This is a genomic window from Stenotrophomonas sp. YJH_SMC_46, from assembly GCF_059370315.1.
On sequence record NZ_JCAFTO010000003.1, the window covers coordinates 604285 to 629472 of the forward strand.

The window sequence follows — 25188 nt, forward strand, 5'->3', positions numbered from 1 at the left end:
GCAGTGCGCTGGCTTCCACGGCGTACAGGGTAAGGCCTGCGGGCGATGGCGCATAGCCGGTGGCGGGGGCGGGCAGGGCGAGGGTCATGGCTCGGATGGGGCTACGGACAGCAGGAAAAACGTACGGGTGCACGATTCGGGGTTTACGGGCTTCCATTGCCCCCCGGGTGGCGCGCTATGCTCGGCGGCTCAGGGGAGGCGACGCACAGACGGCGCCAAGAGATTGTCATTTGTCCACGCATGCTGAACCGGCGGAAGAGTCACCACACGAGGCCGTGCTGAGCACGGCGCTGGTGCGCGCGTTGCATGCGCTTTTGCCGGAAACGGCCGTGGTTCGCGTTGGCTGGGACGACCCGCAGCTCGGTCGTGGCCAGGGCGGCTGGCCGTCGCCAGCAGTTGCCGGCCAGGTGGCCGCGGAGCCGGGAATCGGCGAGGGTCAGCATGGCTGGGAATACGACGGTGCGCGGTTGCTGTTGTCGGTAGCCGGGGCGGCACCTTCGCCTGCATGGTGGGGGGTTGCCCGGCAGGCGATGGAACTGGCGCTGCAGCGCGGCCGCCAAGCCGGCCAGATCAAGGCACTGGAAGAGGCCGAGCGGCTGCAGCAGGCCCTGTTCCAGATTGCCGATCTGGCCGGTGCCGATCTGGAAATGCCCGAGATGCTGCGCCACGTGCATGGCGTGCTCGGCACGCTGATGTATGCCGAGAACTGCTACATCGTGGAATACGACGATGTGCGCGACCAGATCCGGTTCCTGTACTTTGCCGATCAGGTCGATGACTTCGTCGCCGATCCCACGCAGAGCCATGACGCCAGCGAGATGCCGCGCAGCCTGACCGTGGCGCTGCTGCGCCATGGCAAGCCGCTCAGTGGCCCTTCGCGCAAACTGCTGGCGCAGGTGATGGAACAGGAGCATGACCCGCAGCGCGGTCCCGAAAGCCTGGACTGGCTGGGCGTGCCGATGCTGCGCGACGGCCGCGTCTGCGGGGCCATCGTGGTTCAGAGCTATGAACAGGCCGCCCGCTACGGCGAGGCCGAGCGCGCACTGCTGGGCTTCGTCGCCCAGCACGTGCAGACCGCGATGGATCGGCGCCAGGCGCAGGTCCGGTTGGAACAGCAGGTGGCGCGGCGCACCCAGGAACTGCAGCGGGCCAACCACAGCCTGCAGGACGAGGTAGCCGAGCGTCGTCGTGCCGAACAGCTGCAGACCGCCCTGTACAACATCGCCGAAATGGCGATGTCGGCCGACAGCCTGGCTCAGTTCTACGGGCAGGTGCACGGCGTGGTCGGGCGCCTGCTCGACGCGCGCAATTTCTACATCGCCCTGGTCAACCCGGCCGGCAACGGCCTGGATTTCGTGTATTCGGTGGACGAGCACAATGCCAGCCGCGCGCCACGGCCCTTCAGCCGGGGCCTGACCGAATACGTGGTGCGCAACCGGCGCCCGCTGCTGGCCTCGCGCGCGCAGATCGATGCGCTGCTGGCCAGTGGCGAGGTGCGTGAATCCGGTGCACGTTCGCACTGCTGGCTGGGCGTGCCGCTGCTGCGCGACGACGAAGTGGTCGGCGCGATCGTGGTGCAGAGCTACAGCGAAAACAGCACGTTCAGCGTTCACGACCAGCGCCTGCTGACCTTCGTCGCCCAGAACATCGGTACCGGCCTGGCCCGTCAACGCGACCAGCAGCGGCTGCGTTCGGCGCATGCCGAACTGGAAAAGCGCGTGGAAGAACGTACCCGCGAGCTGGCCGAGGTCAACGAAAAGCTGCTCGGGCAGATCGGCGAGCGGCTGCGGGCCGAGCAGCGGCTCACCCATCAGGCCATGCACGATGCGCTGACCGGCCTGCCCAATCGCCTGCACCTGCTGGATCGACTGCAGGATGCGCTGGTGCTGGCCAGGCGTGAGGGTGGCCCGGTGTTCGCCGTACTGTTCCTCGATCTGGATCGCTTCAAGCTGGTCAACGACAGCATCGGGCATGCCGCCGGCGACCGCATGCTGGAGGAAGTGGCCAAGCGCATCGTATCGATGGCCGGCGCCGACGACGTGGTGGCACGGCTGGGCGGTGATGAATTCGCGGTGCTGCTGCAATGCCCGCAAGGTCTGGCCCAGGCACTGGATTTCGGCCAGCGGCTGCTGCTGGCGTTGCAGGAATCGATGTGGATCGCCGGGCGCGAACTGTTTCCGTCCGGCAGCCTGGGCATTGCCCTGTGGAATCCGCGCTACCGCACCGGAGAAGAGCTGCTGCGCGATGCGGATGCGGCCATGTACCGGGCCAAGGCGCAGGGCCATGACCGCTGTGCGATTTTCGACGAGGACATGCGCGAAGAAGCCATGCGCAGCCTGGACCTGGAAGCCGACCTGCGCCGTGCGATCAACAACCGCGATTTCGTACCGTTCTACCAGCCGATCGTGCGCTTGTCCGACGGTGAAGTGGTCGGCCACGAGGCGCTGCTGCGCTGGCAGCATGAGCGCCGTGGCCTGCTGCTGCCCGGCGCGTTCCTGGAGCTGGGCGAGGAAAGCGGCCTGATCGAGCAGGTCGACTGGCTGATCTACGAACAGGTGATCATTGGCCTCGCCGAAGGCGGGCACAGCTATGTATCGGTCAACGTATCACCGCGGCATTTCCGCTCTGCAGAGTTCAGCGGCCGCCTGTTCGGCCTGCTGGACGCATACGGGGCCGATCCGCAGCGGCTGCGGCTGGAAATAACCGAGGTGGCGCTGCTGGATGATGCCCCGCACACCCTGCGCATCCTGCAGGGGCTGCGCGAGCGCGGCATCCAGGTGCAGCTGGACGATTTCGGTACGGGCTTCTCCGCGCTGTCCTACCTGCACCGTTTCCCGATCAGCACGTTGAAGATCGACCAGAGTTTCATCGCTGGCCTGCATGGGCCGGAAGTGCAGAGCACGCGCGCGCTGGTCGAGGGCGTGCTGTCGCTGGCGCGCACGCTGGGCATCGAAACCATCGGCGAAGGAATCGAGACCGAGGCGCAGCGGCAGACCCTGCGCGAACTGGGTTGCGACTACGGCCAGGGCTACCTGTTGGGGCGGCCCGCCCCGTGGTCGCACGCGGCGGCCTGAGCCCACCGCGTGCGGCTGCATCAACGCAGGGCAGCGCGACGCTTCTCGTCGATCCACTTCGAGGCCTGGGCCGGCTGGTAGTTCTGCATCCACTCCAGCATCGCTTCGATGTCCGAGCCGTACCACAGGTCCTGGCGCTGGTCCGGGTGCAGGAAGCGCTCTTCCACCATGCGATCGATCATGCCGATCAGCGGGGCGTAGAAACCTTCCACATCGAGGAAGGCGCACGGCTTGTTGCCGATGCCCAGCTGGCGCCAGGTCAGCATTTCAAAGATCTCTTCCATGGTGCCGAAGCCGCCGGGCAGGGCGACGAAGCCGTCAGCAAGATCGAACATGCGCGACTTGCGCTCATGCATCGAACCGACGATCTCCAGTTCGGTCAGGCCGCGGTGGGCCACTTCCCAGTCGGCCAGCTGGCGCGGGATCACGCCGGTCACCTCGCCGCCAGCGGCGAGCACGGCATTGGCCACGGTTCCCATCAGGCCGACGTTGCCGCCGCCATACACCAGGCGCAGGCCGTCGCGGGCAATGCGGTCGCCCAGGGCAATGGCGCGTTCGGTGTAGGCCGGCTTGCTGCCAGCGTTGGAACCACAGTACACACAGATCGATTTCATGGATCTTCCTGTCTCTTGGCCGGAAACGAAAACGCCCCGTCGCCAACCGCAGGGCGGTCGGGGACGGGGTGTCCTTGGATTATGAGCCCTTCTGTAGAGCCGAGCCATGCTCGGCTGCTCTTCGTTCAGATCGCGGCAAAGGCCGAGTCGAGCATGGCTCGACTCTACAAACGCCAAGCAGGCTTACGCGGCAGCGGCCTGTTCGCGGCGCGGGCCTTCACGCAGGGCACGGCCGACCATCCCCACCAGCAGGTCCAGCTCCTCGCTGTCCATGCCGAAGTGCGGGGTGAAGCGCAGCGAGTTCTCGCCACCGTGGATCACGTTGATGCCGTGCTGGCGCAGCCATTCTTCGGTGGAATTGGCACCGTAGCACTTGAACTGCGGCGCCAGCTCGCAGGAGAACAGCAGGCCGGTACCCTGCACCTTGGTGATCAGGCCGCCCAGCTCGTTCTTCAGCTGCTCCAGCTTGCGTACGGCTTCGGTGCCACGTTCGGCGATGTTGGCGCGCACCTGTGGGGTCAGCTGGGCCAGCGTGGCGCAGGCCACGTCCAGCGCACGCGGGTTGCTGGTCATGGTGTTGCCGTAGATGCCCTTGCGGTACAGCTGCGCGGCATGCTCGGTCACCGCCAGCACCGACAGCGGGTACTGCGCGGCGTTCAGCGCCTTCGAATAGGTTTCCATGTCCGGCGGGTCCAGGCCTTCGAAGCCCGGGTAATCGACCACCGAGAGCACGCCATGCGCGCGCAGGCCGGCCTGGATCGAGTCGAGCAGCAGCAGGCTGCCATGCGCACGGGTCAGTTCGCGGGCCACGGCGTAGAACGACGGCGGCACCGAGCGGCCCGGGTCGCCTTCGCCCATCACCGGCTCCAGGAACACCGCCTCGATGAACCACTGGTTGCGTGCGGCGTCCTCGAACACCTTGCGCAGGCCGGCCTCATCGTACGGCGCCACGGTGATCACCGAATCCTCGCCACGGTAGCTGGCCAAGTGCTGCATGTAGCTCTTGCGGCTGGAATCGGAATACAGGGCAGGGCGGTCGGTACGGCCATGGAAGCTGCCCTTGACCACCACGCGCTTGATCGCAGCGCCAGCGTGGCGCGCACCCGGGTCGGTCTGCAGCTTGGCGTTGACGTCGGCGATGCGCGCGGCCAGGCCGACGGCCTCGGAGCCGGAATTCAGGCACATGAAACGGGCGAATGGGCAGCCGCCACGGCGATGGCCGATCTCGGCGCGCAGGGCGGTGATGAAGCGCTGCTGCGACAGGCTGGGGGTCATGATGTTGGCCATCACCTGCGGGCGGGCCATTGCCTCCAACACGGCGTCCGGGGTGTGCCCGAAGCCGAGCATGCCGTAGCCGCCAGCGTCGTACAGCACGGCGCCCTTCAGGGTGACCACCCACGGGCCGCGCGCAGCCAGTGCCACGTACGGGGTCACCGCGTCATCGGCGTAGAAGTTGACGAAACCATCCTGCATCGCGTCGATCTGCGCCTGTTCGTCCTGCGCCAGCAGCGGCCCCAGGTCGGCCTGCACGCGCGCGAATTCCTCGGCGGCGGCGTCCACCGCGGCGATCAGCTGCGGGTGGTTGGCGGACAGGGCGGTCAGCGTGGCGTCGTCCAGGCCGGAGGTGAGGCGGGTGCCGGGCTGGGCGCGCAGGGGGGCGAGGCGTTCGATGAAGCTCATTGCAGATCTCCTGAAACGATGGGTCGCACGGGCCTTCAAATGCAAAACGCGCGTCATCACGCGCGCTTGGGGGCAGGCTCGTGCAGCGGACTTCCAACTCGATGCTAGCACTTGTTTTTTTGCGCGATAACCCCGCAGAAACCTGCTGCATAGCAGCATTTTGCGCGACGTTCGCCGCGAAGCGCGCCGGCTCGCAGACGCTGGGCGTACAATGCGCGCCATTGTCGACCTGTTGCCGCCCACTGCCTTGAAGAAGTCCGATTTCCACTACGACCTGCCGGCTGAACTGATCGCGCAGGCTCCCCTGGCCGAACGCTCCGCCAGCCGCCTGCTGCTGGTACCGCCGGCACCTGCCGTCTTCACCGACCTGCAGGTGCGTGACCTGCCGTCGCTGCTGCAGCCGGGCGACCTGCTGGTGTTCAACGACACCCGGGTGATTCCGGCGCGCCTGTTCGGGCAGAAGGCCAGCGGCGGCCGCGTGGAGATCCTGATCGAGCGCCTGCTCGGCGGTCAGCAGGCGCGTGCGCAGGTCGGCGCCAGCAAGTCGCCGAAGGCCGGCAGTCGCATCGCGCTGGATGCCGGTGGCGAAGCCGAGGTGCTGGGCCGCGATGGCGAGTTCTACGTGCTGCAGTTCCATGTGCCGGAGTCGCTGGAGCAGTGGCTGCTGCATGCCGGCCGCCTGCCGTTGCCGCCCTACATCCAGCGCGAGCCGGGCGTGGACGACCGCGAGCGGTACCAGACCGTGTTCGCGCGCGAGGTAGGCGCGGTGGCGGCACCGACCGCCGGCCTGCATTTCGACGAACCGCTGCTGGCCGCGCTGAAGGAGAAGGGCGTGGACTTCGGCCATGTCACCCTGCACGTGGGGGCGGGCACCTTCCAGCCGGTGCGCGCCGATGACCTGAAGGACCACGTGATGCACCGCGAGTGGCTGAACGTCGGCGCCGAACTGGTGCAGCAGGTGCGGCGCACGCGCGCCGCCGGCGGCCGGGTGATCGGCGTCGGCACCACCGTGGTACGCGCGCTGGAAAGCGCGATGCGCGATGGCGAGCTGCTGCCGTTTGCCGGTGAAACGCAGATCTTCATCACCCCGGGCTACCGCATCCGCAGCGTCGACGCGATGGTGACCAACTTCCACCTGCCGGAAAGCACGCTGCTGATGATGATCTCCGCGTTTGCCGGCAAAGAACGCGTGTTCGAGGCCTACCGGCACGCGATCGAGCAGCGCTACCGCTTCTTCAGCTACGGCGACGCGATGCTGCTGTTCCCGCAGGCGGGGGTAGGGCGCTGACCTCTGCCTGCTTGTGGTGGGTGCGCACCGTTGGTGCGCACTTGCAGGTGCCTGGAGACCAGGAAAGCCACGCAAGGCGTGGCTCTACTGCCCAGGTAGATCCACACCATGCGTGATGAATCCGGTAGCCCCGGCCATCCCGGGCAAACCGCTCCGCCGGGCATGGCCCGGCGCTACCGGAGCAGGGAGGGCGGTTTTGGGAGACAATGGGCAACTATTTGCCCGAATGACCGCTCCATGTCCCGATTGCAGTTCCAGCTCCAGACCCGCGACGGCCGTGCCCGCCGTGGCCGCCTGACCTTCCCGCGTGGCACGGTGGAAACGCCGGCCTTCATGCCGGTGGGGACCTATGGCTCGGTCAAGGGCATCCTGCCGGACCAGGTGCGGGCGCTGGGCGCCGAGATCATCCTCGGCAACACCTTCCACCTGTACCTGCGCCCGGGCCTGGACATCATCGCCGACCACGGCGGCCTGCACGGCTTCTGCCGCTGGGATGGCCCGATCCTGACCGATTCGGGTGGTTTCCAGGTGTTCTCGCTGGCCCACCGCCGCAAGATCACCGAGCAGGGCGTGACCTTCGCCTCGCCCACCGATGGTGCCCGCGTGTTCCTGGGCCCGGAAGAGAGCATGAAGATCCAGAAGGTGCTCGATTCGGACGTGGTGATGATCTTCGACGAGTGCACCCCTTATCCGGCCACCGAGGATGTGGCGCGCCGCTCGATGGAGCTGAGCCTGCGCTGGGCCCAGCGCAGCCGCAACGCGCATGACGAGCTCGGCAACGACGCGGCCCTGTTCGGCATCGTCCAAGGGGGCGTGCACACCGATCTGCGCAGCCGTTCGGCCGATGCCCTGCAGGCGATCGGCTTCGACGGCTATGCCATCGGCGGCCTGGCCGTGGGCGAGCCGGAGCACGAGCGCAACGCCATGCTGGACCACCTGGACCCGGAGCTGCCGGGTGACCGCCCGCGCTACCTGATGGGCGTGGGACGGCCGGAGGACCTGGTGGAGGGTGTCGCACGTGGCGTGGACATGTTCGACTGCGTGATGCCCACCCGCAACGCCCGCAACGGCCACTATTTCACCTCGTTCGGTACCGTCCGCATCCGCAACTCCCAGTACGCGCGGGACATGGATCCGATCGAGCCGGGCTGCGGCTGCGTGGCCTGCACCGGCGGCTACACCCGCTCCTACCTGCGCCACCTGGACCGCTGCAACGAGATGCTGGCGCCGATGCTGGGCACGCTGCACAACCTGTTCTATTACGAAAAGCTGATGGCCGACATCCGCGCGGCGATCGAGGCGGGAACCTTCCTGGCCTTCCGTGAGTCTTTCTACGCGGCACGCGGAGCGGTCGCGCCGGTCCTGTAACCCGGACGCCCCCTGCCAAACGGCCCAAGGACGAACGCCCGGGGCCGTGGCATACTTCAAGGCTGACCCAGATCCGCGGTCGACACCCCCGCCCCTGAAGGGACGGGAGCGCCGCCCAACCAAAGGACCAACGATGAACCTGCTTGCCTTCCTGATTCCCGCCGCCCACGCCCAGGCCGCCGGCGGCCAACCGCAGGGCATGGGCCTGACCACGCTGCTGTTCCCGATCATCCTGATCGCCATCATGTACTTCCTGATGATCCGCCCGCAGATGAAGCGGCAGAAGGAGCACAAGGCCATGCTGGAGAAGATCAAGCGCGGCGACGAAGTGCTGACCAACGGCGGCATCGCCGGCATCGTCACCGACATCGGCGACAACTTCATCACCATCGAAGTGGCTGACAACGTGCGCATCCGCGTGCAGAAGGGCGCTGTCGGCAACGTGCTGCCGGCCGGTACCCTGAAGTCGGCCCAGTAAGCCACTCCCTTTCCGATGCACAACCGCGGCGCCGGGGATGGCGCCGCGCGGGACCCAAGCAATGCTCGAATTTCCACGCTGGAAGTACGTCGTCATCCTGATCGTACTGGCGCTCAGTGCGCTGTATGCGCTGCCCAACATCTACCAGAAGGACCCGGCCGTCCAGATCACCGCCAACCGTGGCGGGCAGATCGATGATGCGCTGCGCGACCGTGTGCTGGCCGACCTGAAGAAGGCCGGTATCACTCCCGTCGGCGCCGAGAAGGAAGGGGAAAGCCTGATCGTCCGCCTGCCGGACCTGAAGGCGCAGTCCGCCGCCAGCGACGCCCTGCGTGACACCGTCGGCGAGAACTACACCGTGGCCCTGAACCTGGCCTCGACCGTGCCGGACTGGTTGGCCAAACTCGGTGGCCGCCCGATGGTGCTCGGCCTGGACCTGCAGGGCGGCGTGCACTTCGTGCTGCAGGTTGACCAGAAGGCTGCCCTCGACAAGCGTCTGGACGCCTATACCGAAGACGTGCGCAGCACGCTGCGCGACGCCCGCATTCCGTACCAGTCGGTGGAACGCCGTGCCGACAACAGCATCGTGGCCAACCTGAGCCCGTCCGCCGGCGACGACGCCGCGCAGCGTGCGCGCGCCGCCCTGGTGAAGGCGCAGCCGACGCTGGGCTATGACGTCAGTGGCAACCGCATCACGGTCACCGTGCCGGAGACCGAGATCACCCAGATCGCCAATGGCGCCATCGAGCAGAACATCAACACCCTGCGCAACCGTGTGAACCAGTTGGGCGTGGCCGAACCGATCATCCAGCGGCAGGGTGCGGACCGCGTGGTCGTGCAGCTGCCGGGTGTGCAGGACACCGCCGAAGCCAAGCGCATGATCGGCGCCACCGCCACCCTGGAGTACCGCGCGGTGGTCGAGGGCAATGCGCAGGACGCCATCAATTCCGGCCGCATCCCGCCGGAGGCGAAGGTGTACCAGCGTCGTGACGGCCTGGGCCCGGTGCTGCTGAACAAGCGCGTGATCGTCACCGGTGACCAGATGGTCGGCGCGCAGGCGGTGACCGATCCGAACAGTGGCTCTCCGGCCGTCAGCGTGACGCTGAACAATGTCGGCGGCCAGCGCATGTTCGACTTCACCAGCGCCAACGTGAACAAGCCGATGGCGGTGGTCTACACCGAGCGCGTGCCGACCGTGACCGTCGTCGACGGCCAGGAAGTGCGTGGCTTCAAGGTCAACGAGGAAGTGATCTCGGTGGCCAACATCAATGGTGTGTTCGGCAAGAACTTCCAGACCACCGGCCTGCAGAAGAAGGAAGCCGAGGACCTGGCCAAGCTGCTGAAGTCGGGTTCGCTGGCTGCGCCGATGGACTTCGTCGAAGAGCGCGTGGTCGGCCCGAGCCTGGGCGCCGAGAACGTCAAGAACGGCATGCGCGCGGTCGTGTTCGCATTCCTGTTCACCCTGGTGTTCTTCAGCATCTACTACCGCATGTTCGGTGTGATCACGTCGGCGGCGATGCTGTTCAACCTGCTGATCGTGGTGGCGGTGATGTCGCTGTTCGGCGCGACCATGACCCTGCCGGGCTTCGCCGGCCTGGCGTTGTCGGTCGGCCTGTCGGTGGACGCCAACGTGCTGATCAACGAGCGTATCCGAGAAGAGCTGCGTGCCGGCGTGCCGGGCAAGACCGCGATCGTGACCGGTTACGAGCGTGCTTCGGGCACCATCCTCGACGCCAACCTGACCGGCCTGATCGTCGGTGTGGCGCTGTTTGCATTCGGTACCGGTCCGCTGAAGGGCTTCGCGCTGACCATGATCATCGGTATTTTCGCCTCCATGTTCACCGCGATCACCGTGTCGCGTGCGCTGGCGACGCTGATCTACGGCCGCCGCAAGAAGCTCCAGAACGTGGCCATCTGACGGGACGACACGCACATGAAACTGTTTCCGCTGCACATCCTCCCGAACGACACCAAGATCGACTTCATGCGCTGGCGCCATGTCGCCATGGCAGTCACCATCGTGGTGTTCCTGGCCTCGGTCGCCATCATCGGCATCAAGGGCTTCAACTACGCACTGGACTTCACCGGCGGCACCCTGATCGAAGCCCGCTTCGACAAGGCGGTGGACGTCGAGCAGGTCCGCACCAAGCTCGAGCAGAACGGCTTCGAAGGCGCGCAGGTGCAGAGCGTCGGTGGCAACACCGATCTGCTCATCCGCCTGGCGCCGCACGGCGAGCATGCGCCGGGCACCGGTGATGTCGCTGCCGAGGACAAGGCCACTGCCGCTGCCGTGGTGAAGGCACTGTCCACGGCTGACAACCAGGCCACCGTGCTGCGCAACGAGTTCGTCGGCCCGCAGATCGGCAAGGACCTGGCGATGAATGGCCTGTACGCCACCATCTTCATGCTGGCCGGCTTCCTGATCTACATCGCGGTGCGCTTCGAATGGAAGTTCGCGGTCACCGCCAGCATCGTGGCGATGTTCGACCTGATCGTGACGGTGGCTTACGTGTCCCTGCTGGGCCGTGAGTTCGACCTGACCGTGCTGGCCGGCCTGCTCTCGGTGATGGGCTTTGCGATCAACGACATCATCGTGGTCTTCGACCGCGTCCGCGAGAACTTCCGCAGCCTGCGCGTGGACTCGATGGAAGTGCTGAACCGCTCGATCAACCAGACGCTGTCGCGTACGGTGATCACCGCGGTGATGTTCTTCCTGTCCGCGCTGGCCCTGTACCTGTACGGTGGCAGCTCGATGGAAGGCCTGGCCGAGACGCACATGATCGGTGCAGTGATCGTGGTGCTGTCCTCGATCCTGGTGGCGGTGCCGATGCTGACGATCGGTTTCCTGCGCGTCAGCAAGCAGGACCTGCTGCCGAAGGCGAAGGACGTCGAGGCCCTGGCCCGTCGCCCGTAAGCGTCCCGCTGCACGCAACACGCAGAGAACCCCGCGCAAGCGGGGTTTTTTGTTGGCTGGGCTTGCAGCCCTGCACCTGCAGAGGCAACAGCAACAGCAACAGCAACAGCGGGCATTCCGTGGATTGGTGGGGCGGTGTCGGAGTGCGGGGGCGCCGCAAGTACGTCCCTGTAGGCTTGGCAGCCGCTTGCTCGTGCGCGCAGTCCTGCGCGCACGGCAAGACCGGGGTTGGGCGTCCTGCCCAACCCGCCCGAGGCATGCCTCGGGCCCATGCGGCTGACACCCCGCACTCCGACACCGCCCCGCCTCTGACAGATCCCCACGGCTGTGGGTAGGTGTCGACCTTGGTCGACACATTTGTCAGATATCGAAACAATTCTGGGGTCAGATCCGTTTTCCTTCGAAAAACGGATCTGACCCCAAGAGCTGTTCCGACAGATCGCGGAAGACTGTCAAAGGCGGGGTGGGTCCGGTTGCGGGGGTGTCCGCGGCATGGATGCCGCGGCCAAGCCCCCATGGACGGGTTAACGGCGTCCCCCGCAACCGGACCCACCCCGCCAACCCACAGGAACCCAGCTTCTGCCGTTGACGTTGCCTCTGCGGGTGCAGGGTGCAACCCTGCAAAACAAACACCACCCTACGGCAGCGTCGGTTGTGCATTCGGCCCCCGCACACTACGATCCTGCGGTTCGCGCGCACAGGCGCGCGCCCGTATTCCTGCTGAGCGCCCCGTGCGCCGCATCTGCCAACCCGAGGTATCCATGGTCATCAAACCGCGTGTCCGCGGCTTCATCTGCGTCACCACCCACCCGACTGGCTGCGAAGCCGCGGTCAAGCAGCAGATCGACTACATCCGCGCCCGCCCGCCGATCCAGAACGGCCCCAAGCGCGTGCTGGTGATCGGCGCCTCCACCGGCTACGGCCTGGCCGCACGCATCACCGCCGCGTTCGGCAGTGGCGCGGCAACGCTGGGCATCTTCTTCGAACGCCCGGGCAGTGAATCCAAGCCGGGTACCGCCGGCTGGTACAACTCGGCCGCGTTCCACAAGTACGCCGACGAAGCCGGCCTGTATGCCAAGAGCATCAACGGCGATGCCTTCTCCGATGAGGTGAAGGCGAAAACCATCGAGATGATCAAGGCCGATCTCGGCCAGGTCGACCAGGTCGTGTACAGCCTGGCTGCACCGCGCCGCAAGCACCCCAAGACCGGCGAGATCATCAGCTCCACGCTGAAGCCGATCGGCGAGCCGATCACCCTGCGTGGCCTGGATACCGACAAGGAAGTGATCACCGAGACCACTCTGCAGCCTGCCACGCCGGAAGAGATCGCCGGCACCGTTGCGGTGATGGGTGGCGAAGACTGGCAGATGTGGATCGACGCGCTGGCCGATGCCGGCGTGCTGGCCAACGGCTGCACCACCACGGCCTTCACCTACGTGGGCGAAGAGATCACCCAGGCGATTTACTGGAACGGCTCGATCGGCGCCGCCAAGAAGGACCTGGACACCAAGGTGCTGGGCCTGCGCGAGAAGCTGGCGAAAATCGGCGGCGACGCGCGCGTGTCGGTGCTGAAGGCCGTGGTGACCCAGGCCAGCTCGGCCATTCCGACCATGCCGCTGTACCTGTCGCTGCTGTTCAAGGTGATGAAGGAAAAGGGTACTCACGAAGGCTGCATCGAGCAGCTCGACGTGCTGTACGACATCCTTTACGGCGGCAGGGCCGATGGCACGGCGGTCGACCGCCTGCGCCACGATCTGGTCGATGGCGATGGCCACACCGTTGCGCTGGTCGACGAGGAAGGCCGCCTGCGTGCCGACTACAAGGAAATGGCGGCGGACGTGCAGGGCAAGGTGGTCGCGCTGTGGCCGCAGGTGACCAACGAGAACCTGTACGAAATCAGCGACCTGGCCGGTTACAAGGCCGACTTCCTGCGCCTGTTCGGTTTTGGCGTGGAGGGCGTCGACTACGAGGCCGACGTCAATCCGGACGTGAAGATCGACAACCTGGTCGACATGACCTGATCAACGAAAAGGCCGGCGAAAGCCGGCCTTCTCTTTGTGTAGAGCCGAGCCATGCTCGGCTGCTCTTCGCTTGAGTCCCGCAGCCGAGCATGGCTCGGCTCTACAGAGAGGCATCACCCGAATTCGAACCCCATCTCCGGCAACGCCGGGCCGACGAAATCGCCCTGCACGTAATCCACGCCGGCACTGAACAGCAGGGTCATCGAATTGGCGTCGCTGACGAACTCGGCGATGGTGCGGATACCGGCCTCCTGCGCGCGTGCGGTAATCTGGCTGATGCGGTCGATGTTCTCGCGGGTGGCCGCCAGATCGCTGGTGAAACCGCGGTCCAGCTTGAGGAACTGCGGCTGGAAGTGGGCGAGCAGCTGGAACGAATCCAGTCCGGAACCGAACTGTTCCAGGCCGATGCGGCAGCCCAGGGGCGCCACTTCAGCAAGGAACTGCTGCGCACTGCGCAGGTGGGTGAACACCTTGGCTTCCGGCGCATGCAGCCACAGCCGTTCGCCGGGTACACCCTGCGCCTGCAGCTCGCGGCGCAGGGTGGCGATCATCTGCGGGTCATCGAACGATTCCGGCGTGACCTTCACCAGCACCTGGGTGGCATGACCCGCACGCGCGCGTTCACCCAGCACCGCGATCGCCTGCGAGACCACCCAGCGGTTGATGTCGGCCAGCAGCCCGTGTTCTTCGGCGATGCCCAGGAACGCGGTCGGGCTCAGCAGTTCGCCATTGTGTTCCAGGCGCAGGTAGGCCTCGTAAAGCTCCAGTGGCTCGCCCTGCAGGTTCAGCACCGGCTGGTAGTGCAGCTGGAAGCCGTCGCCAGCCAGCGCCTCGCGGATGCGGGCGACCCAGCGCAGCACGCGCTCTTCCTCGACCCGGTCGGCGGCGGCCGGGTCGAAGATGCGCCAGGTGTTGCCCAGTTCGGCGGCGGCCTGCGTGCATTCGCTCGCGCGTGCCAGCACCTGGCCGATGCTGGCGATCTTCTCGCCCACCTGCACGCCACCGATGCTGACCGTTACCGTGGCCGAACGCGCGCCGATGCTGAAGACGTGTGCGGCGTAGGCTTCGCGGATGCGCTCGGCCAGCGCCACGGTCTGCGCGTAGGGCCCGGCCTGCAACACGGCGAAATTGTGTTCGCCGAAGCGGGCCAGTTGCGCGTCCGCGCCAACTACTTCGGCCAGCAGGCCGGCGAGGGCGCCGATCAGCGTATCGGCCGAGGCCAGGCCGATGTCCGGCAGCAGGCGCGCATAGTGGTCCGGCTCGATCAGCAGCAGTCCGAACTGGCCCTCGCTGCGCCCGGCCTGGGCCACTGCGCTTTCCAACTGCAGCATGAAGGTCGGTCGGTTGAGCAGGCCGGTCACCTGGTCACGCTGGCGCAGGTCCTCGACCTCGCGTGCCAACTCGGGATCGAACTCCATGCGGCGGCGGAGCACCACCTGCAGGCAGGATTCGCCCTCGTAGGTGGCGGCGGTGAATTCCATCGTCGCCGGGAACGCACTGCCATCCTGGTGGCGCGCGTCGAGCTGGTACTGCGGCGGCGGCGCTTCGCCGCGGCTGAGGCCCTTCAGCAGCTGCTTGAAGCCTTCCACGTGCTGCGCGGCAACCATGTCCAGCAGCGAGATGCCTTCGATATCGTCGAAATGCTCGTAACCGAACATCTCCAGGTAAGCGTCGTTGGCACGGATGTGCATGCCTTCATGCACGTAGGCGATGGGATCGCGCGAGGAGGCAATCAGCGCATCGCAGCGGCGCTCGGTCTCACGCATCTGCGCCTCGATGCGGCGCAGGCCACGCCGTGCCTGCAGGTCCACCCACTGGTCACGGACCACGGCCAGCAGGTGCTCGGAACGCTGGCGCAGGGCGAGGGCACGGATGCCATGGCTGCTGGCCTGTACCAGTTCGTCTTCGTCGATGCGCTCGGCCAGCAGTACCAGCGGAATATCCTTGCCGCTGGCGGCAATATGCTGGGCCACCAGCGGCAGCGGAATGCCCTGCGAAGGCGAGGCCAGCACCAGGTCGATGGCCTGGCTGGCCAGCACTTGGGCCAGCTCGGCAGCATCCTGCGGGCGCCACGGACGCACCGCGATGCCGCTGTTGCGCAGGGTGCTGACGATGGCTTCGGCATTCTCGCCGCTGTCATCGACGATCAGCAGGCGGATGGTGATGTCGTTCGCGTTCTGCATGCACTGCTCCCCAATCTGCAAATCTAGATACACGATGCGCGCCGAACCGTCCATGCGCGCACCCCTTGCGCGCAACGAACGGCGATGTGGTTCACACCACGCCACCGGCCGCGTGGCCGCTGGCCCAGGCCCACTGGAAGTTGTAGCCGCCCAGCCAGCCGGTCACATCCAGCACCTCGCCGACGAAATGCAGGCCGGGTACGCGCTTGGATTCCATTGTCGAGGACGACACCTCGGCGGTATCCACGCCGCCCAGGGTGACTTCGGCGGTGCGATAGCCCTCGGTGCCGCTGGCCACCAGCGGGAACGCGCCCAGCAGCTGCGCGGCCTGGCGCAGCACCGGCTCGTCCAGCTGACGCACCGGGCGGTCCGGCAGCCAGTGCTCGCACAGGCGCTGCGCCAGCCGCTTGGGCATCACGTCGCCCAGCACGGTGCGCAGCTCGGCGGCGGGCCGCTCGCGCTTCATCTGGCGCAGCCACTCGCCCGCATCCTGGCCCGGCAACAGGTCCAGCTCCAGCGCATCGCCGGGCTGCCAGAACGACGAAATCTGCAGGATGGCCGGGCCGCTCACGCCGCGGTGGGTCAGCAGCATGAAGTTCTGGAAACTCTTTCCGTTGCAGCGCGCCTCGACCGGCAGTGCGACGCCGCTGAGGTCGGCCAGCCGCTCCTGGTGCTTGCCGCTCAGCGTCAGCGGGACCAGCCCGGCGCGGGTCGGCAGCACCTGGTGGCCGAACTGGCGGGCAATTTCGTAGCCGAAGCCGGTGCCGCCCATGCTCGGAATCGACAGGCCGCCGGTGGCAACCACCAGCGAGGCGCAATGGAACAGGCCCTGCGTGGTGTGCACGCGGAAACCATCGCTGCCGTGCTCGATGCGCTGCACGCTGCATTCGGTGCGGATCTGGGCACCGGCCGCCTGGCATTCGTCCACCAGCATCTTCACGATCTGCTTGGACGAGATGTCGCAGAACAGCTGGCCCAGTTCCTTTTCGTGATAGGCGATGCCGTGCTTGCTGACCAGCTCGATGAAGTGCCAGGGCGTGTAGCGCGCCAGCGCGGACTTGCAGAAGTGCGGGTTGGCCGACAGGAAGTTGGCCGGGGTGGTGCCGGTGTTGGTGAAGTTGCAGCGGCCACCGCCGGACATCAGGATCTTCTTGCCGACCTTGTTGGCATGGTCGATCACCTGCACCTGGCGGCCGCGCTGGCCAGCCGTGATCGCGGTCATCAGCCCGGCCGCGCCGGCGCCGATGACCACCACGTCGCAACGGATCGTGCTCATGCCTTGGCGCGCTTGCGCCAGTTCGGGATCACGTCGAGCTGCATCTGATCGTTGAGCAGCTGCACTTCACCGTCCTGGATCAGCACGCTCCAGCGCATCGCGCGCTGGATCTGCTGGCCCCACAGTTCGACGAAGGCACCATCGAGGTCAACCACCGACAGGTTGTCGAAGCGCGCCAGGCCCTTTCCCTGCTTGCCCCACCAGATTTCCGAGGCGTTGCCGCCGTAATTGACCACCTGCACCTGTCGGCTGCGGTTGCTGGCCTTGCGGATGCGGGTTTCGTCGGGATGGCCCAGGTCGATCCATTGCAGGATGTCGCCGGTGTAGTCGTGTTCCCACAGGTCCGGCTCATCGTCGGTACTCAGGCCGCGGCCGAATTCCAGGCGGTCGCCGGCGTTCAGCGCGAAGGCGAGCAGGCGCACCATCAATCGTTCGTCGGTCTCGGACGGGTGCTGGGCCAGGGTCAGGTTGTGGGTCGCGTAGTAGCCGCGATCCATGTCGCTGATCTGCAGTTCGGCCTTGCGGATGGTGGCGGTAAGAGCCATGGGGGATCCGTGGACTAAAGACGTCAATGATAGAGGTTTGCTCGAAGGGTGTCCGTTGCCGGGCTGTCTGCGCAGCGTCAACGGTGGCACTCTTGGCGCTCTTTCCCGTGGCCGGAATGGACGCCATGACCCTGCCCAGCCACCTGCAGCTGCCCCCCGGCCACTGGCCCAGCCTGCTCGATGGCCTGTGCGTGCGTTTCCCGCGCATCGGTCGCGCGCAATGGCAGGACCGCTTCGCCCGAGGCCGTGTGCAGGATGCGCAGGGCAGGGCACTGGCGCCGGACATGCCCTGGCAGGTGGGGCTGGAAATCCAGTACTTCCGCGAAGTGGCCGACGAGCCGGTGATTCCCTTCGCCGAGACCCTCCTGCATCTGGATGCGCACCTGCTGGTGGCCGACAAGCCGCACTTCCTGCCGGTAACGCCGGCCGGTGGGTATGTGCGCGAAACCCTGCTGTCGCGCCTGGTCGCCCGCACCGGCAACACGGATCTGGTACCACTGCACCGCCTGGACCGGCTCACGGCGGGGCTGGTGTTGTTTTCGACCCAGCCGGCGACACGCGATGCCTATCAGCGCTTGTTCCGCGAGCGCCGCATTGAAAAGACCTACGAGGCGCTGGCACCGGCGCTGCCTGGGCTGGCGTTCCCGCTGCTGCGGCACAGCCGTCTGGCGCCAGACGAGCCGTTCTTCCGCATGGCTGAAGTGCCGGGCGAGCCCAATGCGCGCAGCCGGGTCGAACTGGTCGAAGCCGAGGGGGCGATCTGGCGCTACCGGCTGCTGCCGGAAACCGGCCGCAAGCACCAGCTGCGGGTGCACATGGCGATGCTGGGTGGGCCCATCGTGGGCGACGACCTGTATCCGCAGCTCAGAGTGCGCCCGGAGGGGGCGGACGAGCCGCCCCTGCAGCTGCTGGCGCAGGGCTTGGCCTTCAATGATCCGTTGAGCGGGGAGCGACGGCGCTTCCGCAGCCAGCACCGCTTGGTGCTGCCGGGTCAGGGCGACTAGGCCCGTTCAGCGGGCCGGTCGCCGCGCCAGCCAGCGGTCCAGCTCGGCGGCGAACAGCTGCCGGTCGCGCGGGCCCAGCGGCGGCGGGCCGCCGGTCTGCACCCCGGCGCCGCGCAGTTCCTCCATGAAATTGCGCATCGACAGCCGCTCGGCCATGTTGTTCGGGGTGTACAGCTGACCGCGCGGGTTCAGCGCCACGGCCTTCTTCTCCAGCACCAGCGCGGCCAGCGGAATGTCCTGGGTGACGACCAGGTCTCCAGCGGCGACCCGTTCGACGATGGCACTGTCGGCCACGTCGAGGCCCTGCGGCACCTGGATCGAGCGCAACCAGCGCGAGGGCGGGGTGCGGATCCACTGGTTGGCGACCAGGGTCAGTTCGATCCCGACCCGTTCAGCGGCCCGGAACAGGATGTCGCGAATGACGGCGGGGCAGGCGTCCGCGTCCACCCAGATACGGGGGAGGGCCAGTTCAGCTTGGGTTTCAGCTTCAGTCATTTACCCAGTGTAGGGTAGGAAAATCCTGAATGGGGGCTCAGGGTTAGCCTCGACCGGCTGCCAACCCTTGCCACGTCTAGCGGGCGGGGCCAGCCCATGAACGCCCCGGCTATCGCTTTTTGCAGAAAACACGCGTATCGTTGGCCCCACTGTGTTTGCTAGGGTCACCGTGAATCGTGGCCTGGTGCAGTTGATCTCACGATCCGCTCATCGATCCGCTTTACCAACGCCTGCAACTCAGTCTCGGCCCCGATACCCGGTGGCTGCGATTTTTTCAACATGTGTTTCAGGAGTTAGTCAAATGTCTGATCGTCAGACCGGCACCGTCAAGTGGTTCAACGACGCCAAGGGCTTCGGCTTCATCACCCCGGAAAGCGGCCCGGACCTGTTTGTGCACTTCCGTGCCATCCAGGGCACCGGCTTCAAGACCCTGCAGGAAGGCCAGAAGGTTACCTTCATCGCCGTCCAGGGTCAGAAGGGTATGCAGGCTGACCAGGTGCAGGCGGTCTAATCCGTCTGCTGCCGTTTGGTAGCCAGAACGCCGGAAGCGAAAGCTTCCGGCGTTTTTTTTTTGCCCGCTGTTCTGTAACGTCGAGCATGGCTCGACTCTACAAAAGGCATGCAGCCGGGCGCGCTAACATCGGGCGACTCCTTCCGTCGCGGAACCACCCATGCGCATCGTCCACCACCTTGAAAACTCCCGTTCCCTGCGCGTGCTGTGGATGCTGGAGGAGCTCGGGCTGGACTACGAACTGCGCCGCTATCCGCGTGATCCGAAGACGCTGCTGGCGCCGCCGGAGCTGCGCAACGTGCATCCGCTGGGCAAGTCGCCGGTGCTGCAGGATGGCGAGCTGGTACTGGCCGAGTCCGGCGCGATCCTCGACTACCTCGCTGACCGCTACGACACGCAGCGCCAGCTGTCGCCGTCACCGATGCCGGCCGATGGTGCCGAGCGCATCGCCTACCGTTACTGGCTGCACTACGCCGAAGGCTCAGCGATGCCGCCGCTGCTGTTGACCCTGGTGATGGGCCGCATCCGCAACGCGCCGATGCCGTTCTTCGCCCGCCCGATCGCGCGCAGCGTTGCCGACAAGGCCGAGCGCGGCTTCATTGGTCCGCAGCGGCGCCTGCACCTGGACTGGATGGAGCGCCGCCTGGCCGAAAGCCCCTGGTTCGCGGGTGATCGGTTCAGCGCAGCCGACATCCAGATGAGCTTTCCGATCCAGGCTGCGGCCGCGCGCGGCGGTGGCCTCGACGACAAGCCGGCGCTGCGCGGCTTTCTCAAGCGCATTGGCGAGCGCCCGGCCTACCAGCGCGCCGAGGCCCACGGTGGACATCTGCAGGCGCTGAGCGGCAATTGAGGCCGTCGGCCGTCGCCCCCATCTTCAACACCATGGATAACGACAGCCCCCGTTTCGACAATCGCCTGCTGAATGCCCTGCCGGGTGACCCAGAGTCCGGCCCGCGCAGGCGTGAAGTGCTGGGCGCCGCCTGGTCGCCGGTGATGCCGACGCCCGTGGCGGCGCCCACGCTGTTGGCCTGGTCGCCGGAGGTGGCGGCGATGCTCGGCTTCGATGCCGATGAAGTGGAGAGCGATGGCTTCGCCGATGTGTTCGGTGGCAATGCGCTGTACCCCGGCATGCAGCCGTGGGCGGCCAATTATGGCGGGCATCAGTTCGGCCACTGGGCGGGGCAGCTGGGTGATGGCCGCGCGATCTCGCTGGGCGAACTGGTCGCACCCGATGGGTGTCATTGGGAGCTGCAGCTGAAGGGTGCCGGCCCCACCCCGTATTCGCGGGGCGCCGATGGCCGCGCGGTGCTGCGCTCGTCCATCCGCGAATTCCTGTGCAGCGAGGCGATGCATCACCTGGGCGTGCCGACCACGCGCGCGTTGTCGCTGGTCGGCACCGGCGAAGACGTGGTGCGTGACATGTTCTACGACGGTCATCCCCGCGCCGAACCCGGCGCCATCGTGTGCCGTGTATCGCCGTCGTTCCTGCGCTTCGGCTCATTCGAACTGCCGGCCTCGCGTGGTGAAACTGGCTTGTTGCGGCAGCTGGTCGACGCGTGCATCGCCCGCGACTTTCCGGAGCTCGAAGGGCAGGGCGAGCCGCTGTACGGTGACTGGTTCGCGCAGATCGCGGTGCGCACTGCCGAGATGATCGCGCACTGGATGCGCGTCGGCTTCGTGCATGGCGTGATGAACACCGACAACCTGTCCGTGCTAGGCCTGACGCTGGATTACGGTCCCTATGGATGGGTCGAGGACTTCGATCCGGACTGGACGCCGAACACCACCGATGCCCAGGGCCGGCGCTATCGTTTCGACACCCAACCGCAGGTGGCGTACTGGAACCTGAGCCGACTGGCGCAGGCGTTGTCGCCATTGTTTGCCGATGTCGAACCGTTGCAAGCGGGACTGGCGGCGTACCAGTCCACGTTCGTTGCCTGCACCCGTCGCGATGCAGCGGCCAAGCTCGGCCTGGCAGCGGCGGATGATGAGGACCTGCAGCTCTACCTGCGCTGGCAGCAGCTGATGCAGGACGGCAGCATGGACATGACGCTGGCCTGGCGCGCGCTGATGCGCGTTGATCCAACGTCGCCCGATGTGGGCGTGCTTGACGCGGTGTACTACGACGAGGCGCGCCAGCAGTCGGTGCAGGCGCCGCTGCAGCAGTGGTTGCAGGACTACGCGGCGCGACTGCGCGTGGATCCGCTGTCGGCCAGCGAGCGCACGGCGAAAATGGCCGCGGCCAATCCGCTGTACGTGCTACGCAACTGGCTGGCCCAGGAGGCCATCGATCGCGCCGAGCAGGGCGACCTGGGCGGTGTTCACGCATTGCAGGACGTACTGCGTGACCCGTATACCGAACGCGCCGGGCTGGAGCACTTTGCCGGCAAGCGTCCGGCGTGGGCCGACAACCGCGCCGGCTGCTCGATGCTGTCCTGCAGTTCGTAGGGGTTTCTCTGCAGGGCTTGCAGCCCTGCACCCTCAGAGTCAACGTCAACGTCAAAACCCAGTGCGGCATTCCGTGGGATGGCGGGGTGGGTCCGGTTCACGGCGTCCCCGCGAATCCACAGTGCCCCGCTATCCCACAGAACGCCGCCTTTGACGTTGCTTCGGCTCGTAGCAGGTACAGGGCGGCGGCCCTGCCGAACCTCCCCTACAACGATGGTATCACCCATTCAGTGCGATATTCGCACGCGCAGTCGATTACCGCACTTGAATGGTGCAGTGCGATAAACCTAATTTCACTCCACAGTTTCGTAGCAGTCCAAGCGATCCACCCCTGGCGGGGCGAGGGCAGCAGCCGGTCCGGTGCTGAAGCCAGGTGCAGGGGAAGGCCGCAGGATTTCCCTTCACCTGTGCGGAGTGTTCGCATGTCCCGTTGTCTGTCCGTTGTTGCCCTGTCCCTGCTTGCCGTGTTGCCGACGCTGGCGCTGGCTTACCAGGCCGAGCCGCCGCGCGCGCCGCTGCAAGTGCTTCGCGTGGATCGCTATACCGACGACGCCAACGCCGGTTCGCTGCGCTGGGCGATCACCACCGCCAATGCCGCTCCGGGCCGCTACCGCATCGAGATTGACGCCGTCGGCGTTGCGCCCTACGTCATCAGGCCGGCCTCGCCGCTGCCGGAGATCAAGGGGCCGGTGCAGATCATCGGTACGTCCTGGGCGCGCGATGGCCAGTACATCGCCATCGATGGCTCGGCCTACGTCACCGGTACCGGTACCGATGCCTGCCCGGGCGCCGAGCCGGGGCAGTCCGGCACCAATGTGCGCACCACCACGCTGCCGGGCCTGGTCCTGCGCGATACGCAGGGCGTGGAGCTGGCCGGCCTGGAGATCCGCAACTTCTGCATCGGCGTGCTGGTCAACCGTTCCAGTCACAACGAGATCCATGACAACCGCATCGTCGCCAACAAGGGCGGTGCCGGCATCATGCTCACCGGCGACGATGGCAAGGGCCAGTCCACCGCCACCACTACCATGCACAACCGTATCGTGCGCAACGAATTCCTCGACAACGGCGACGGCCTGGAGCTGACCCGTGGCGCGGCCTGGAACCTGGTGGCCGACAACCTGTTCCAGTCCACCCCCGCCAATCCGGAACCCTCGCAGGGCATCGAGATCCTGTGGGGCAACGACAACAGCGTGGTCCGCAACCGCTTCGTCGATTATTCCGATGGCCTGCAGATCAACTGGGGCAACCGCAACTACATCGCTGCCAACACCTTCACCGGCAATTCGATCGGGCTCAGCATCACCGGCAGCGGCAACGTGGTCGATGGCAACACCATCACCGGCAACGGCATCGGGATTGGTGTGCGCCCGCAGCCGGTCAGCGCGCCGAACCGCTTCACTGCCAACCGCATCTACGGCAACGGCCTGCTGATCGAGCGCTGCGAAGCCGGCGGCGCCTGCAAGAAGGGCCAGCCGCGCGGTGCCATCGTGTTCGGTGTGCCGGGCCTGGAGCACGCCAGCTTCGTCGGCTCGCGCGGCCGTGGCGTCGACAACGATCCGTCCAAGCGTGCGCACATCTGCACCGCTGCCGGCCAGGCCGACTGCCAGCCGCTGCCGAACCTCGGCCAGGCCGCGCCGCAGCTGACCGCCGTGCAGGGCAAGGGCGCGCAGCGCCAGCTCAACGGTCGTTTCAAGGGTGTGCCGGATTCCCACTACCAGGTGGAAGTGTTCGGCAACCGCGCCACCAACGGCCGCGAGGCCGAGTGGGTGCTGGGCAGCGTCGAAGCCCGCACCGATGCGCAGGGGCAGGGCAGCTTCACCTTCCCGCTCGGTACCGGGGCAGATGCTGCCGCTGCCGGCAGCCTGACCGCTACCGTCACCTCGGCGCAGGGCGCCACCTCCCCCCTGAGCGCGCCGCTGTCGCTGCGCTGATCACCTCCACGAGACCGCGATCATGAATCCTGCGAAATCCCCGTCACTGGGCCTGTCCCTGGGCATCCTGGCCACCGCGCTGCTGCCGGCCCTGGCCAGCGCGCAGTCCAGCAACCGCTATGAAGGCAAGACGCTCACCGGCGACTGGGGCGGCACCCGCACCGAGCTGTTCGAGCGTGGCATCGCCTTCCGCGGCGATTATGTGGGCGAGGCCATGGGCGTGGTCGATGGTGGCTACGGCGAGACCGGCGCGCGCTATGCACAGCAGGTGCGCGTGGGCATGGACCTGGACATGGGCAAGCTGGCGGGCTGGGACGGCGGTGCGTTCCACTTCACCCTCAACGACCGTCGCGGCCGCAGCACGTCGGTGGACTTCGTCGGCAATCGCTTCCCGATCCAGGAAGCGTACGGCGGCCAGTACACGCGCCTGACCGAGCTGAGCTACGACCAGACCTTCAACGCAGGCCAGTCGTACTACAAGCTGGGTTACTACGCGATGGGCAACCAGTTCGGCCTGCACAGCCTGCTGACCCACTTCGTCAACGCCGCCTTCTGCGCGCATCCGCTGGCGATGTCCGGCAACAGCGGCTGGTACAACTACCCGATGGCGCGCTGGGGCGGTGAGTTCGCGCAGCAGATCAGCCCGGCGGTGAACGTGCGCACCGGCTGGTTCCAGGTCAACCCAAACCTGGGTGGCAACATCGAGCGCAATGCGTTCCGTCCGTTCGTCTCGGGCACCACCGGTTCGCTGTTCCCGGTGGAAGTGACCTGGACCCCGGCCAAGGGTGGCCGCCATGCCGGCGTCTACAAGTTCGGTGGTTACTACGACACCTCGCGCGTGGACAAGCGCGGGCTGGACACCACGCCGACCACCGGCCGCCACGGCGCCTACGTGCTGGCAGAGCAGCGCCTGACCCAGGAATCGGCCGACCCGAGCCGCGGCCTCACCGCCTTCGCGCAATACATGGTGTCCGACACCGATACCGCGCAGATCAAGCGCTGGTACGCGCTGGGTGGTGTCTACCAGGGCATCGGCTCGCGCGCGCAGGACAGCATTGCGCTGGGCTACGTGGGCGCGGACATCAACAACCGGCTGGTCGATGCGCGGCGCGCCACGTTGGCCGCCGGCGGCGTGCCCGTCGATTCGCCGCTGTACAACCTCAGCCAGGCCGAAGAACTGTTCGAACTGTCCTACAGCGTCCAGGTGAACCCGTGGCTGATGATCCGCCCGGACGTGCAGTACATCGTCAACCCGGGCACGTTCAACTACAGCGGCACCGACAACGCCTGGGCCGTGGGCGTCCAGGCCAAGGTGACCTTCTGATGGTCGCGCGCTCCATTCCCGCTCTGGTGAC

The 25188-nt window shown here is 66.6% G+C and carries 19 protein-coding genes; 13 read left to right on the top strand and 6 right to left on the bottom strand.

Translation table 11 applies throughout. From position 1 onward, the window contains the following. The first annotated feature begins 230 nt into the window (after window positions 1–230). Window positions 231–3074 carry a bifunctional diguanylate cyclase/phosphodiesterase gene (locus AC5P8C_RS12425; protein ID WP_019661255.1) on the top strand — a complete coding sequence of 948 codons (2844 nt, stop codon included), beginning with the start codon at window positions 231–233 and terminating at the stop codon, window positions 3072–3074. Window positions 3075–3094: 20 nt separating this feature from the next. On the opposite strand, the gene AC5P8C_RS12430 is transcribed toward AC5P8C_RS12425, so the two are convergent. Both AC5P8C_RS12430 and AC5P8C_RS12435 read right to left on the bottom strand, forming a co-directional pair. Continuing rightward, window positions 3095–3688: an LOG family protein gene (locus AC5P8C_RS12430; RefSeq protein ID WP_019661256.1), complete on the bottom strand. Its 594-nt coding sequence runs from the start codon at window positions 3686–3688 to the stop codon at window positions 3095–3097. Between the two features lie 183 nt (window positions 3689–3871). Beyond that, entirely contained in the window at window positions 3872–5368 is a 1497-nt protein-coding gene (locus AC5P8C_RS12435) for an aminotransferase class III-fold pyridoxal phosphate-dependent enzyme (RefSeq protein WP_495218852.1), read from the bottom strand. A 211-nt stretch (window positions 5369–5579) separates the two neighbouring features. Here AC5P8C_RS12435 and queA point away from each other — a divergent pair, with 211 nt between their 5' ends. The 6 genes from queA to fabV all read left to right on the top strand — a co-directional run bounded on the left by queA (window position 5580) and on the right by fabV (window position 13437). Beyond that, complete coding sequence (gene queA / locus AC5P8C_RS12440; protein ID WP_019661258.1) at window positions 5580–6656, top strand: tRNA preQ1(34) S-adenosylmethionine ribosyltransferase-isomerase QueA; 1077 nt, start codon at window positions 5580–5582, stop codon at window positions 6654–6656. Between the two features lie 237 nt (window positions 6657–6893). Continuing rightward, on the top strand, window positions 6894–8024 hold the full coding sequence (gene tgt / locus AC5P8C_RS12445) for a tRNA guanosine(34) transglycosylase Tgt (protein WP_233652970.1): 1131 nt from the start codon (window positions 6894–6896) through the stop codon (window positions 8022–8024). Window positions 8025–8157: 133 nt separating this feature from the next. Then, window positions 8158–8502 (top strand): preprotein translocase subunit YajC, encoded by a 345-nt coding sequence (gene yajC / locus AC5P8C_RS12450; RefSeq protein ID WP_006434333.1) that lies wholly within the window; start codon window positions 8158–8160, stop codon window positions 8500–8502. Window positions 8503–8563: 61 nt separating this feature from the next. Further along, complete coding sequence (secD, locus tag AC5P8C_RS12455) at window positions 8564–10420, top strand: protein translocase subunit SecD (protein ID WP_019661260.1); 1857 nt, start codon at window positions 8564–8566, stop codon at window positions 10418–10420. A 15-nt stretch (window positions 10421–10435) separates the two neighbouring features. Then, window positions 10436–11416 carry a protein translocase subunit SecF gene (gene secF, locus AC5P8C_RS12460; RefSeq protein WP_495218853.1) on the top strand — a complete coding sequence of 327 codons (981 nt, stop codon included), beginning with the start codon at window positions 10436–10438 and terminating at the stop codon, window positions 11414–11416. Between the two features lie 761 nt (window positions 11417–12177). Continuing rightward, window positions 12178–13437, top strand: coding sequence for an enoyl-ACP reductase FabV (gene fabV / locus AC5P8C_RS12465; protein ID WP_111099175.1), 1260 nt, complete (start codon window positions 12178–12180; stop codon window positions 13435–13437). A gap of 113 nt (window positions 13438–13550) precedes the next feature. Here the strand turns inward: fabV and AC5P8C_RS12470 are convergent, their stop codons facing one another. From AC5P8C_RS12470 to AC5P8C_RS12480, 3 genes are all read right to left on the bottom strand, one after another. Beyond that, window positions 13551–15620, bottom strand: a complete 2070-nt coding sequence (locus AC5P8C_RS12470; RefSeq protein WP_495218854.1) for an EAL domain-containing response regulator — start codon at window positions 15618–15620, stop codon at window positions 13551–13553. 91 nt (window positions 15621–15711) lie between these two features. Next, window positions 15712–16896, bottom strand: a complete 1185-nt coding sequence (locus AC5P8C_RS12475) for a BaiN/RdsA family NAD(P)/FAD-dependent oxidoreductase (RefSeq protein ID WP_495218855.1) — start codon at window positions 16894–16896, stop codon at window positions 15712–15714. Next, window positions 16893–17441 carry a YaeQ family protein gene (locus AC5P8C_RS12480; RefSeq protein ID WP_019661265.1) on the bottom strand — a complete coding sequence of 183 codons (549 nt, stop codon included), beginning with the start codon at window positions 17439–17441 and terminating at the stop codon, window positions 16893–16895. Before AC5P8C_RS12480 ends, AC5P8C_RS12475 begins: the two co-directional genes overlap by 4 nt. A 125-nt stretch (window positions 17442–17566) precedes the next feature. On the opposite strand from AC5P8C_RS12480, the gene AC5P8C_RS12485 reads away from it, so the two are divergent. Next, a complete protein-coding gene (locus AC5P8C_RS12485; protein ID WP_495218856.1) occupies window positions 17567–18445 on the top strand; it encodes a pseudouridine synthase in 879 nt (292 codons plus the stop codon). A gap of 6 nt (window positions 18446–18451) precedes the next feature. Here AC5P8C_RS12485 and AC5P8C_RS12490 read toward each other — a convergent pair whose 3' ends face one another. Then, on the bottom strand, window positions 18452–18940 hold the full coding sequence (locus AC5P8C_RS12490; protein WP_134730503.1) for a YaiI/YqxD family protein: 489 nt from the start codon (window positions 18938–18940) through the stop codon (window positions 18452–18454). Window positions 18941–19241: 301 nt separating this feature from the next. On the opposite strand from AC5P8C_RS12490, the gene AC5P8C_RS12495 reads away from it, so the two are divergent. From AC5P8C_RS12495 to AC5P8C_RS12515, 5 genes are all read left to right on the top strand, one after another. Further along, the gene (locus AC5P8C_RS12495; protein WP_004153307.1) at window positions 19242–19451 is read left to right on the top strand and encodes a cold-shock protein; all 210 of its coding nucleotides are present in this window, start codon (window positions 19242–19244) and stop codon (window positions 19449–19451) included. Window positions 19452–19611: 160 nt separating this feature from the next. After that, a complete protein-coding gene (locus AC5P8C_RS12500; protein ID WP_019661268.1) occupies window positions 19612–20301 on the top strand; it encodes a glutathione S-transferase family protein in 690 nt (229 codons plus the stop codon). Between the two features lie 32 nt (window positions 20302–20333). Next, window positions 20334–21899 carry a protein adenylyltransferase SelO gene (locus tag AC5P8C_RS12505; RefSeq protein WP_495218857.1) on the top strand — a complete coding sequence of 522 codons (1566 nt, stop codon included), beginning with the start codon at window positions 20334–20336 and terminating at the stop codon, window positions 21897–21899. Window positions 21900–22321: 422 nt separating this feature from the next. Further along, window positions 22322–23833: a right-handed parallel beta-helix repeat-containing protein gene (locus AC5P8C_RS12510; protein ID WP_495218858.1), complete on the top strand. Its 1512-nt coding sequence runs from the start codon at window positions 22322–22324 to the stop codon at window positions 23831–23833. Between the two features lie 22 nt (window positions 23834–23855). Beyond that, window positions 23856–25157, top strand: coding sequence for a carbohydrate porin (locus tag AC5P8C_RS12515; protein ID WP_019661271.1), 1302 nt, complete (start codon window positions 23856–23858; stop codon window positions 25155–25157). The last annotated feature ends 31 nt before the right edge of the window (window positions 25158–25188 follow it).

Coding starts and splice junctions, on each gene's coding strand:
- AC5P8C_RS12430 (WP_019661256.1), bottom strand. CDS start 3,688: ATGAAATCGATCTGTGTGTACTGTGGTTCCAACGCTGGCAGCAAGCCG.
- AC5P8C_RS12435 (WP_495218852.1), bottom strand. CDS start 5,368: ATGAGCTTCATCGAACGCCTCGCCCCCCTGCGCGCCCAGCCCGGCACC.
- queA (WP_019661258.1), top strand. CDS start 5,580: ATGCGCGCCATTGTCGACCTGTTGCCGCCCACTGCCTTGAAGAAGTCC.
- tgt (WP_233652970.1), top strand. CDS start 6,894: ATGTCCCGATTGCAGTTCCAGCTCCAGACCCGCGACGGCCGTGCCCGC.
- yajC (WP_006434333.1), top strand. CDS start 8,158: ATGAACCTGCTTGCCTTCCTGATTCCCGCCGCCCACGCCCAGGCCGCC.
- secD (WP_019661260.1), top strand. CDS start 8,564: ATGCTCGAATTTCCACGCTGGAAGTACGTCGTCATCCTGATCGTACTG.
- secF (WP_495218853.1), top strand. CDS start 10,436: ATGAAACTGTTTCCGCTGCACATCCTCCCGAACGACACCAAGATCGAC.
- fabV (WP_111099175.1), top strand. CDS start 12,178: ATGGTCATCAAACCGCGTGTCCGCGGCTTCATCTGCGTCACCACCCAC.
- AC5P8C_RS12470 (WP_495218854.1), bottom strand. CDS start 15,620: ATGCAGAACGCGAACGACATCACCATCCGCCTGCTGATCGTCGATGAC.
- AC5P8C_RS12475 (WP_495218855.1), bottom strand. CDS start 16,896: ATGAGCACGATCCGTTGCGACGTGGTGGTCATCGGCGCCGGCGCGGCC.
- AC5P8C_RS12480 (WP_019661265.1), bottom strand. CDS start 17,441: ATGGCTCTTACCGCCACCATCCGCAAGGCCGAACTGCAGATCAGCGAC.
- AC5P8C_RS12485 (WP_495218856.1), top strand. CDS start 17,567: ATGACCCTGCCCAGCCACCTGCAGCTGCCCCCCGGCCACTGGCCCAGC.
- AC5P8C_RS12490 (WP_134730503.1), bottom strand. CDS start 18,940: ATGACTGAAGCTGAAACCCAAGCTGAACTGGCCCTCCCCCGTATCTGG.
- AC5P8C_RS12495 (WP_004153307.1), top strand. CDS start 19,242: ATGTCTGATCGTCAGACCGGCACCGTCAAGTGGTTCAACGACGCCAAG.
- AC5P8C_RS12500 (WP_019661268.1), top strand. CDS start 19,612: ATGCGCATCGTCCACCACCTTGAAAACTCCCGTTCCCTGCGCGTGCTG.
- AC5P8C_RS12505 (WP_495218857.1), top strand. CDS start 20,334: ATGGATAACGACAGCCCCCGTTTCGACAATCGCCTGCTGAATGCCCTG.
- AC5P8C_RS12510 (WP_495218858.1), top strand. CDS start 22,322: ATGTCCCGTTGTCTGTCCGTTGTTGCCCTGTCCCTGCTTGCCGTGTTG.
- AC5P8C_RS12515 (WP_019661271.1), top strand. CDS start 23,856: ATGAATCCTGCGAAATCCCCGTCACTGGGCCTGTCCCTGGGCATCCTG.